The organism is Microbacterium sp. ISL-103, from assembly GCF_018613995.1.
GTDB lineage: Bacteria > Actinomycetota > Actinomycetes > Actinomycetales > Microbacteriaceae > Microbacterium.
This window is the reverse complement of the sequence record NZ_JAGGPD010000196.1, coordinates 1-10,261: the sequence shown is the minus strand read 5'-3', so window position 1 is coordinate 10,261 and position 10,261 is coordinate 1. Positions and strand designations below refer to the sequence as shown.

Sequence of the window (10,261 nt, the reverse complement as noted above, 5' to 3'; positions counted from 1 at the left end):
CGTCATCCGCTCAAGTGCAGGGGCCTTCTTCGGAGGGCCTTCCGCACGTGGGGTCAATCCACACGGTGGCGTGGCCGAGCGGCTAGGCACCGGCCTGCAAAGCCGTTTACACGGGTTCGAATCCCGTCGCCACCTCTCAGAAACTGAATAGCCCACATGGGCGCGATTGGCGCAGCGGTAGCGCGCTTCCCTGACACGGAAGAGGTCACTGGTTCGATCCCAGTATCGCGCACAGAGAAAAACCCCCGGGAAACCGGGGGTTTTTTGTTGTCTGGGCTCTCTTCCGCGAGTCGCCTGCACGACCCCGGGGGACAGGACGAGGGGCCGGGCGGACGCATTCGCTCGGCCTCTCGTCTCATCTGGCTGTCAGCGGGCCTTGACCAGGATCTTCGCCCCAGCGCCGCCGCGCAGCGAATGGATCGCATCGACCACATGCTCGAGACCGACCTCCTGCACCCAGCCCGTCGTGTCGTAGACCCCGCGCGACATCGCCTCGATCACGGCGTCGAAGTCTTCGGGAAGGTATGCGAGCGCACCCGCGATCTCGGTCTCGGCCATGACGAGCTGCGTGGGCAGGAAATCCATCGTGCGTTCATGGATGGCGACGACCACGACGCGCCCTCCCGGCACGAGGCTCGCGAGAGACGACGTCACGGCGGGGCCCGCACCAGCGGCGTCGAAGGCCACATCGACGCCGTCTCCACCGCTGACCTCTGCGACGGCTGTGGCGAGGTCTTCGTTCACCGGATCGACGACCGTCGCACCCAGGGCCGCGATGATCGCCCGACGGTCGGCACTCGGCTCCGACACCAGCACCTTCTCGATGCCCCGCGCCTTGAGTGCGAACCAGACGCCGATGCCGATGGGACCGGCGCCGGCGATCAGGGCGGTGCCTCCGGCGTCGACGCCGCTGCGCGAGACCGCGTGCCAGGCGACCGACATCGGCTCGACGAGCGCGCCCATCCGCAGATCGACGTTCTCGGGCAGCACGTGCAGCTTCGTGGCATCGACCGTGGTGAACTCCGCCATGCCTCCGCCGTCTGAGCTCAGCCCGTGGAAGCCGATCTTCTGGCAGGCGTTGACCATGCCGCGGCGGCATGCCGGGCATTCGCCGCAGTAGTAGATCGGCCAGACGGCGACGCGGTCGCCGACCGCGACATCGGTGACGCCCTCGCCGAGCTCGACGATCGTGCCGGAGAACTCGTGGCCCAGGATCTGGGGGAGTGTCGATCCGGTGACCGGGTGCGGGTTGTCGAAGTCGAGCCCTGCGGCCTCAGGGCTGTAGTAGACGTGCAGGTCGGATCCGCAGATCCCGGCGAAGGCGTTCCGGAGCTTCACCTGCCCGGGGCCGGGTGCGGGGTCAGGCACCTCTTCGATTCGGAGGTCTTCCTTCGCGTGGAACAGTGCGGCCTTCATCTCTTCTCTCCTCTTCCGGGTGGCCGTCAGCGCAGCCACCACTCGGGTGACGCCGCGAGGATCAGCCTCACGGCACGTTCGGTGTCGTCGTCGTCGCTGCGCAGCCACTCTTCGACAGCGCCCACGGTTCCGGCGGCGGCATAGGCGACCGCGATCCGCATGGCCGCGGGGTCGTCTGCGAACTCGGCGGGGACGATGTGCGGGTGCAGCTCTGCCCACAGCACGAGACCCGCGCGGATCGAGCGCTCGAGGTTGTGGCGCACGGGGGCGGCGAGAAGCGGATGCATCGCCCCGCGATAGACCTCGGCGCGGCGTCGTACGTGCTCGAGCAGCGCTCGTTCGCCGTCGCCGATCGCGTCGGTGTGGGGGAGTACTGTCATCGCCTCGTCGATCTCGGCCGCGAGGGCGTCGGCGAGAAGGTCTACCGGACTCTCGGCGTGGCGGTAGAAAGTGTCGCGGGTGACGCCTGCGCGAGCGCAGATCGCCGAGGCAGTCACCTCGGCGATCGGTGCAGTGGTCGAGAGCTCCAGCACCGCTTCGCGAAGGGTCTCGCGCGAACGTCGCGACCGTGCATCCATACCGACAGGCTATCGGACATCTGTCAGATAGTGGGTGCTACTCCGGCGGGCGCGACGATCTCTTGACGACGTCGTACGCATCGAGAGCGGCCTTGCGGGTGGTCGCGAGATCGACGATCGGCTCGGAGGGAGCATCCGATGCCCACTCCGAGATGTAAAGGCTGTGAGGGTCGAACTTCTTCGCCTGCAGCTCGGGGTTGAACACGCGGAAATACGGCGCGGCATCGGCTCCTGAGCCTGCGACCCACTGCCAGTTGAACGGGTTGCTGGCGCCGTCGGCGTCGACGAGGGTGTCCCAGAACCATTCCTCGCCCCGACGCCAGTCGATGAGCAGATTCTTCACGAGGAAGGACGCCGTGACCATGCGCACCCGGTTGTGCATGAATCCGGTGTGCCAGAGCTCGCGCATGCCGGCATCCACGAGGGGGATGCCGGTGTCGCCTCGCTGCCAGGCTTCGAGGTGAGACGGTGTGAGCCGCGGCCACGGGAACGCGTCGTACTGACGCCGGAGGTTCTTCGTGGCGATGTCTGGCGCGTGGAACGTCGTGTGCCAGGCGAACTCCCGCCACCCGAGCTCCGAGAGGAAGCCGGCCGCGCCGTCGGCCTCGACCGCCTCGTGCCACACCGTGAACGGGCTCAGCTCGCCCCAGCGCAGTCGCGGGGACAGCAACGAGGTGGCACCGGCGGAGGGCTCGTCACGGGCGCGGTCGTATGAGCCGATGTCGTCGTGCAGGAAGGTGCGCAGCCGCGCCTTGGCGGCGGGCTCGCCGGGCTTCCAGGTGTCCCGGAGCCCGCCCGCCCAGTCGGGGCGCGTGGGCAGGAGGCCCCAGTCATCGAGGTCGTCTGAGGGAGGAGGTGCCGATATCCCGTCGAGGCTCCTCGGTGCGGGAAGCGGAGCTCGCGGCGTGGGAAGAGCGAGGCATGCTCGCCAGAAGGGAGTGAACACCGAGAAGTGCGTGCCGCCTCCGGTCTTCACGGTCCACGGTTCGTGCAGGAGCGAGGCCTGGAAGGACGTCACCTCCCGGCCGTCGGCGCGCAGCGACGACTTCAGCGCCGTATCGATCTCACGTTCGGCGCCTCCGTAGCGCCGGTTCCAGAAGACGGCCGTCGCGCCGGTGTCTGCGACCGCCTCGAGGACGACGCGCTCGGCCGGCCCTCGCCGGAGCGTCAGAGAGGCACCGAGCTCGCGCAGTGCCTCACTCAGGGAGGCGAGCGAATGATGGAGCCACCAGCGTGCTGCTCCGCCGAGCGGACGGATGCCGGGAGACTCCTCGTCGAGCACATAGAGGACGATGAGGGGTTCATCTCGGTCGATCGCGGCGCGAAGAGCCGGGTTGTCGGCGACTCGAAGGTCGTCGCGGAGCCAGACGAGCGAGGGAGAGACCATGATCCCATTCTCACCCGGCGCCCGAACTGGCGGACGGGGGTTGCAGACCCGCGGGCTCAGCGGCTACGACGCCTCGGCCGCCGCAGCGCGGTCGGTCGCCGCGGCGCGGGCTCTGCCGTCGACCACAGCGCCCAGAGAACGAGGAGCGGCTGCAGGAACAGTCTGCCGAATCGCCGCGCCTCCGTATCGAGTCCCGGGGTCGAACGGTGGGTGCGCCACTGGTGCACGTTGCCGGGCAGGACGGCGACGAAGAAGGCAGCGGTGGCGACCCCGATGCGACGTCGTTCCCAGGGGAGAGCGATCAGCCCGGCAGCCAGCGCGACCTCTGCAGCACCGGACGCGATGATGATCGCCTCCTTGTCGAGACGCGTGGCCTTGGTCGCCCAGTCGGGCACGACGACTCGGAACCCGCGTGTGCTGACGAAATGGACGATTCCGATCGCGCCCAGTGCGAGGGCGAGGATCCAACGCGCGACTGCTCTGACCATCCGCTCACGCTACCCCGGCGAGCGCGATCCTCGCCTACGAGTCGGGACTCGTCGTCGCCGGCACGTGAGATCTCAGCGACGCACTGGTGCGCCACACTGGGAGCCATGACCGTCCTGCGCATCAGCATCCTCTTCGTGCTCGCCGCCGTCGCCGAGATCGGCGGCGCATGGATGATCTGGCAGGCGGTCAAGGAGAACCGAGGATGGGTTTTCGCGGTGCTCGGCGTCATGGCGCTCGGCGCGTACGGATTCATCGCCGCGCTCCAGCCCGACGCGAACTTCGGACGAGTGCTCGCCTCGTACGGCGGCGTCTTCATCGCCGGTTCCCTGGCCTGGGGGATCATCGTCGACGGCTTCAAGCCGACGATGTGGGACTGGATCGGATCTGCGATCGCTCTGGTCGGAGCGGCGATCATCATCCTCGCCCCGACGGCGGCGAACACCGCGTCCGAGACCGCGTCGTAGCGGTCGGCGGGCCCCGGGCATGCGAGTAGCCTAGATCCAGACCCAGATGGAGTGTGCAGTGCCTGAAAATGCTCAGCCGAAAGACGGCTTCGCCCTGTTCTCTGACCGTTCAGTCGTCGCGATGCGCGTCAACGGAACCCTCAAGGACCTCGCCGCGACAGTGACCGACGCCGACGAGGTCGAGCCGGTCACGATCGAGAGCCCCGACGGGCTGAACATCCTCCGTCATTCGGCGGCGCACGTGCTCGCGCAGGCAGTGCAGCGCATCAACCCGCAGGCGAACCTCGGCATCGGCCCTCCCATCACCGACGGTTTCTACTACGACTTCGGCGTGGAGACCCCGTTCACGCCCGAGGACATCAAGGCGATCACGAAAGAGATGCAGCGCATCGTCCGTGAGGGTCAGCGCTTCGTGCGTCGCGTCGTCACCGACGACGAGGCACGGGCCGAGCTCGCAGACGAGCCGTTCAAGCTCGAGCTCATCGGCCTCAAGGGCGGCAAGGAGGCGGCAGAGGGCGCATCCGTCGAGGTCGGCGAGGGCGAGCTCACGATCTACGACAACACGACTCGCGACGGCGAGGTGGTCTGGAAGGACCTCTGCCGCGGCCCGCATCTTCCGAACACCCGCATGATCGGCAACGGCTGGGATCTCACCCGCATCGCCGCGGCCTACTGGCGCGGCAGCGAGAAGAACCCGCAGCTGCAGCGCATCTACGGCACCGCCTGGCCGTCGAAGGACGAGCTGCGTGAGTACCAGCACCGTCTCGAGGAGGCCGCCAAGCGCGACCACCGGCGCCTCGGCAAGGAACTCGATCTGTTCTCGTTCCCCGAGGAGATCGGCTCGGGTCTCTCGGTCTGGCATCCGCGCGGTGGCGTGGTGCGCGGCGAGATGGAGCAGCACGCGCGCAAGCGCCACCTCGAGGGCGGCTACACGTACGTGTACACCCCGCACATCTCGAAGGAAGACCTCTTCCTCACCTCGAACCACCTCGTCACGTACAAGGAGGGCATGTACCCGCCGATCGTCATGGACGAAGAGCGCGACGACGAGGGCAACATCACCAAGCAGGGCCAGGACTACTACCTGAAGCCCATGAACTGCCCGATGCACATCCTGATCTACAAGGAGCGTGCGCGCAGCTACCGCGACCTGCCGCTGCGGTTCGCCGAGAACGGCACGGTCTACCGCAACGAGCTGTCGGGCGCGCTGCACGGTCTCACCCGTGTGCGCGGGTTCACCCAGGATGACTCTCACCTCTTCGTCACGCCCGATCAGCTCGAGGACGAGGTCTCGAAGGTCCTCGAGTTCATCCTGTCGATGCTGCGCGATTTCGGTCTCACCGACTTCGAGCTCGAGCTGTCGATGAAGGACGACGAGAAGTCCAAGTGGATCGGCTCCGACGAGTTCTGGGAGTCGTCGACCGATGCCCTGCGTCGCGTCGCCGTGGCATCCGGCCTCAAGCTCACCGAGGTCCCCGGCGAGGCGGCGTTCTACGGACCCAAGATCGACCTCAAGACGCGTGATGCGATCGGTCGCACCTGGCAGCTCTCGACCGTGCAGGTCGACCCGAACCTGCCCGAGCGCTTCGAGCTCGAGTACATGGACAAGGACGGGCAGAAGAAGCGTCCGATCATGATCCACCGTGCCCTGTTCGGCTCGATCGAGCGGTTCTTCGCCATTCTGCTCGAGCACTACGCCGGCGATTTCCCCGTGTGGCTGTCTCCGGTGCAGGTCGTCGGAATCCCCGTCGCCGACGAGTTCGCCGACTATCTGGGCGAGATCGTCGGAACGCTGCGCGCGCAGGGCGTCCGCGCCGAGCTCGACTCCTCGGACGACCGGATGCAGAAGAAGATCCGCACGCACACGACCGGCAAGGTCCCGCTGCTGCTGATCGCCGGCGAGAAGGACCGCGATGCGGGCACCGTCTCGTTCCGCTACCGCGACGGCACGCAGGAGAACGGCGTGCCGATCGCCGACGCCGTCTCGCGCATCCGCGGGGCGATCGACGCGCACACCCTCGTGCAGACAGCAGGGGACCTGGCGTGACCACGCCTTCTGAGGCGTCGGAGGACGCCGGCGAGTTCGCCGGCGTCCCCGACGAGTTCCAGCGGCTGTGGACGCCGCACCGCATGGCGTACATCCAGGCAGGACCCGAGCCGCTGCGCGAGGAGTGCCCGTTCTGCGAGGCGCCGAAGCATCCGGATGCCGAGCGACTCGTCGTCGCCCGCGGCGAGACCGCTTATGTGCTGCTCAACCTGTTCCCCTCCAACTCGGGGCATCTTCTCGTCTGCCCGTACCGCCACATCGCGACCTACGACCAGGCCACTCCTGAGGAGGTCGCCGAGATCGGGGCACTGACCCAGACGGCGATGCGCGTGCTGCGGGAGGTGTCGCGCTGCGACGGCTTCAATCTCGGGATGAACCAGGGCGCCGTCGCGGGCGCAGGCGTCGACGGCCACCTGCACCAGCACGTGGTGCCGCGGTGGACCTCCGACGCCAACTTCTTCCCGATCATCGCGAAGACGAAGGCGCTGCCTCAGCTGCTCGGTGAAGTGCGTGAGGCTGTCGCGAACGCGTGGCCGACGGCCTGAGGTCGCTCAGCGCACCTGGCGCGCGGTGAACTGCATCCGCGGGTTCGCGTAGAACTCCTGCGCCTCGACGAGCTGCAGCTCGCGCTCTCCGGACTCGAGGGTCGCGGCGAGCAGATCGAAGACACTCGATGCGGTGCGCTCGAGCGCCGTCTTCGCGTCTCCGGTCGTGACGTAGTGCGCCGTGAAGAGTGCGGCGGTGACATCGCCCGAGCCGTTGGCCTTCATCGGCAGACGAGGCGTCTGCACGATCCAGGCGCCGGTCGGGTCGGCGACGAGCATCTCGATGGTGCCCTCTTCGCGATCGGGACGCTCGACGCTCGTGACGAGCACCGTGCGTGGCCCCATCGCCGTCGCGAGGTCGACCGACGCGAGGGTGGACTCGAGCGTGTCGGGCTCGGTGCCGGTGAGGAAGCCGAGCTCGAACTGGTTCGGGGTGATGATGTCGGCGACCGGGACGACCTTCTCGCGCAGCAGGATCGGGATGGCCGGGGCGACGAAGCATCCGGATTTCGCGTTGCCCATCACCGGGTCGCATGCGTACACCGCGTCGGGGTTCGCGGCCTTGACCCGGGCGACGGCGTCGATGATCACGTCGCCGATCCCCTCTCCGCCCTGGTAGCCGCTGAGCACCGCATCGATCTCGCCGAACACGCCGCGCTCTTCGATGCCCGTGAGCACCTCGCGCACATCGTTCGGGTCGATCATCGGGCCGCGCCAGGCGCCATAGCCGGTGTGGTTCGAGAAGTTCACGGTGTAGACCGGGAGAACCTCGACGCCGATGCGCTGCAGCGGGAAGACCGCGGCGGAGTTGCCGACATGGCCGTACGCGACGGCGGACTGGATGGAGAGGACCTTCATTCTCCGATCCTTTCATTCAGGGCGGGAGTGCTCCCGCGGCGGTGGGTCATCGGACGGCTGCGACGAGGTCGGCGACGAGAGTCGCAGCATCCTCGTCGGACAGATCGTGCACGGTCAGGCGCAGGTGGTGCGACGGGTCGGCTCGCTCGTCGAGCGCGAAGTCGTCGCCGGTGCGGGCGAGCCAGCCGCGGCGCATGAGTCGCTCCGAGACGAGGCGCGCAGGTGCGGGCAGTCTGATCCAGAGGCTGAGGCCGTCGGTGGTGGGGGAGTCGAGTCCGTGCTCGCGCAGGAGCGATGCGAAGGCTGCGTTGCGAGCGGCGTAGTGCTCTCGGGCTTCTGCGATCCGCGCGACGACCGCGTCGTCGGTGAGCTGCGTCAATGTCAGGCGCTGCAGCAGGTGACTGACCCAGGTCGTGCCCGGGCTCAGCCGCATCGCCAGGCGCTCTGCGGTGGTCGCATCGGTCGCCGCGATCGCGAGACACATGTCGGGTCCGAGGAACTTCGACACCGAGCGCACGAGCGCGTATCGACGGTGATCCGCTCCGATCAGCGTCTCGTAGGGCTGCTGCGACAGCATCGAGAAGTGGTCGTCCTCGATGATGAGCACGTAGGGAAAATCGGCCAGCACGGCTCGCAGCTCGGCGGCGCGTGCAGACGTCAGGCTCGCACCGGTGGGGTTCTGCGCACGCGGAGTGCAGATCACGGCACGGATGCCGGCGTCGAGGGCCGCCCGCAGGCCGTCCACCGTCATGCCCTGGTCGTCGACCGGCACGGGGACCGCGCGATACCCGCCGAGGCGGACGGTGTGGATGCTGGCGAGGAAGCACGGATCCTCGAGCGCCACGGCGTCATCGCGCGTGAGCGCCTGCGCGAGCAGGCGTTCGACCGCATCCACCGCGCCGCTGGTGATCGTGATGCCGAAGTCTCGGTCGCCGAGGTCCTGGGCGATCCATTCGCGGGCCCAGCGATCAAGGCCCCGGTCGATGACGGGCTCGCCGTACAGCACCGGCCGGCCGGCGACCGTGGCGAGAGCCTGGGAGGGATCGGGGATGAGTCGCGGATCAGGATTGCCCGTGCCGACATCTCGGAGCACCGTGTCTGCGGCATAGCCCTCCTGCGCGACCGACTCCAGCCCCGCGACGACGGTTCCGGCACGCCCGCGTGAGACGACGAGTCCCGCCTGAGCGAGCTGCCGGTAGGCGGCGACCGCGGTGTTGCGGTTGACGCCGAGGGTTGCTGCGAGCTCGCGCACCGGCGGCAGAGGGCTTCCGGCCCGCAGGACACCCCGGTCACGCAGGGCGCGCACGCTGTCGGCGATGTCCGCTGCGGTGGTTCCGGTGATCTGGTCGCTCATGGTCCTCGCTGTCGATTCTAGGTCGTTCCGGACAGTGCTACTGTTTGGCCTAGATCAAACGAGACATCGTTCGACACATGCATGCACATCGTGCTTCCCCGACAGGAGCTCTCATGACCGAACAGACCACCACCGGATCCTCGCGCGTCAAGCGCGGTCTCGCAGAGATGCTCAAGGGCGGCGTGATCATGGACGTCGTCACCGCAGATCAGGCGAAGATCGCCGAAGACGCCGGGGCCGTCGCCGTCATGGCACTCGAGCGCGTCCCCGCCGACATCCGCGCCCAGGGCGGCGTCTCGCGCATGAGCGACCCCGACATGATCGACAGCATCATCGCGTCCGTGTCCATCCCCGTCATGGCCAAGTCGCGCATCGGGCACTTCGTCGAGGCTCAGGTGCTGCAGGAGCTCGGCGTCGACTACATCGACGAGTCCGAGGTCCTCTCGCCGGCCGACTACGTCAATCACATCGACAAGTTCGGCTTCACCGTGCCGTTCGTCTGCGGTGCGACCAACCTGGGTGAGGCACTGCGCCGTATCAACGAGGGAGCGGCGATGATCCGCTCCAAGGGCGAGGCCGGCACGGGCGACATCTCGGAGGCGATGAAGCACATCCGGAAGATCCGTGGCGAGATCGCCGCCCTCACCGCGCTGCCGAAGGACGAGCTGTTCGTCGCTGCGAAGGAGCTGCAGGCGCCCTACGACCTCGTCGCCGAGATCGCCGAGACGGGCAAGCTGCCCGTCGTGCTGTTCGTCGCCGGCGGTGTGGCGACCCCTGCGGACGCCGCCATGATGATGCAGCTCGGCGCCGACGGCGTCTTCGTCGGCTCGGGCATCTTCAAGTCGGGAAACCCCGCAGAGCGCGCCAAGGCGATCGTCAAGGCGACGACGTTCTTCGACGACGCCAAGGTGATCGCCGAGGTGTCGTGCGGACTCGGCGATGCGGTGGTCGGCATCAACGTGTCCGACCTTCCCGCCCCGCACCGCCTGGCCGAGCGTGGCTGGTAGCCCACAGGTCGGGGTGCTCGCGCTGCAGGGCGACGTGCGCGAGCACGCCTCCGTACTGGCGGCGCTGGGCGCTGACGTCGTGCTCGTCCGACGCCCGGACGAGCTTGCGGCCGTGG

At 68.0% G+C, this 10,261-nt stretch carries 10 protein-coding genes, 2 tRNA genes and 1 pseudogene; 7 read left to right on the top strand and 6 right to left on the bottom strand.

Annotated features, from left to right (window positions below; genetic code table 11):
- Positions 1-64 precede the first annotated feature (64 nt).
- Both J7E68_RS08235 and J7E68_RS08230 read left to right on the top strand, forming a co-directional pair.
- Positions 65-135, top strand: a tRNA-Cys gene (locus J7E68_RS08235).
- Positions 136-160: 25 nt separating this feature from the next.
- Positions 161-232: transfer RNA gene (locus J7E68_RS08230), tRNA-Val, on the top strand.
- Positions 233-366: 134 nt separating this feature from the next.
- On the opposite strand, the gene J7E68_RS08225 is transcribed toward J7E68_RS08230, so the two are convergent.
- From J7E68_RS08225 to J7E68_RS08210, 4 genes are read right to left on the bottom strand one after another with little or no spacing between them, the layout of a single operon-like run.
- Positions 367-1,416, bottom strand: coding sequence for a 2,3-butanediol dehydrogenase (locus tag J7E68_RS08225; protein WP_215171600.1), 1,050 nt, complete (start codon positions 1,414-1,416; stop codon positions 367-369).
- Between the two features lie 26 nt (positions 1,417-1,442).
- Positions 1,443-1,994, bottom strand: coding sequence for a TetR family transcriptional regulator (locus J7E68_RS08220; protein ID WP_215171598.1), 552 nt, complete (start codon positions 1,992-1,994; stop codon positions 1,443-1,445).
- Between the two features lie 37 nt (positions 1,995-2,031).
- Positions 2,032-3,381: a deoxyribodipyrimidine photo-lyase gene (locus J7E68_RS08215; RefSeq protein WP_215171596.1), complete on the bottom strand. Its 1,350-nt coding sequence runs from the start codon at positions 3,379-3,381 to the stop codon at positions 2,032-2,034.
- Between the two features lie 56 nt (positions 3,382-3,437).
- Complete coding sequence (locus tag J7E68_RS08210; protein ID WP_215171595.1) at positions 3,438-3,869, bottom strand: hypothetical protein; 432 nt, start codon at positions 3,867-3,869, stop codon at positions 3,438-3,440.
- A gap of 105 nt (positions 3,870-3,974) precedes the next feature.
- On the opposite strand from J7E68_RS08210, the gene J7E68_RS08205 reads away from it, so the two are divergent.
- The 3 genes from J7E68_RS08205 (at position 3,975) to J7E68_RS08195 (ending at position 6,926) form a co-directional block, all read left to right on the top strand.
- Positions 3,975-4,334: a YnfA family protein gene (locus tag J7E68_RS08205; protein WP_215171593.1), complete on the top strand. Its 360-nt coding sequence runs from the start codon at positions 3,975-3,977 to the stop codon at positions 4,332-4,334.
- A gap of 121 nt (positions 4,335-4,455) precedes the next feature.
- Positions 4,456-6,381 carry a threonine--tRNA ligase gene (thrS, locus tag J7E68_RS08200; RefSeq protein WP_251048780.1) on the top strand — a complete coding sequence of 642 codons (1,926 nt, stop codon included), beginning with the start codon at positions 4,456-4,458 and terminating at the stop codon, positions 6,379-6,381.
- Positions 6,378-6,926, top strand: a complete 549-nt coding sequence (locus J7E68_RS08195; RefSeq protein WP_215171588.1) for an HIT domain-containing protein — start codon at positions 6,378-6,380, stop codon at positions 6,924-6,926. The genes thrS and J7E68_RS08195 overlap by 4 nt, the downstream gene beginning before the upstream one ends.
- Positions 6,927-6,932: 6 nt before the next feature.
- On the opposite strand, the gene pdxY is transcribed toward J7E68_RS08195, so the two are convergent.
- Together pdxY and J7E68_RS08185 are read right to left on the bottom strand one after the other, a co-directional pair.
- Entirely contained in the window at positions 6,933-7,784 is an 852-nt protein-coding gene (pdxY, locus tag J7E68_RS08190) for a pyridoxal kinase PdxY (RefSeq protein WP_215171586.1), read from the bottom strand.
- Positions 7,785-7,830: 46 nt separating this feature from the next.
- Positions 7,831-9,138, bottom strand: coding sequence for an aminotransferase class I/II-fold pyridoxal phosphate-dependent enzyme (locus J7E68_RS08185; RefSeq protein WP_215171577.1), 1,308 nt, complete (start codon positions 9,136-9,138; stop codon positions 7,831-7,833).
- A 113-nt stretch (positions 9,139-9,251) separates the two neighbouring features.
- Here J7E68_RS08185 and pdxS point away from each other — a divergent pair, with 113 nt between their 5' ends.
- Positions 9,252-10,145, top strand: coding sequence for a pyridoxal 5'-phosphate synthase lyase subunit PdxS (pdxS, locus tag J7E68_RS08180; RefSeq protein WP_215171575.1), 894 nt, complete (start codon positions 9,252-9,254; stop codon positions 10,143-10,145).
- Positions 10,135-10,261: pseudogene (locus tag J7E68_RS19680) on the top strand (pyridoxal 5'-phosphate synthase glutaminase subunit PdxT); the annotation flags it as partial. The gene pdxS and the pseudogene J7E68_RS19680, both read left to right, overlap by 11 nt.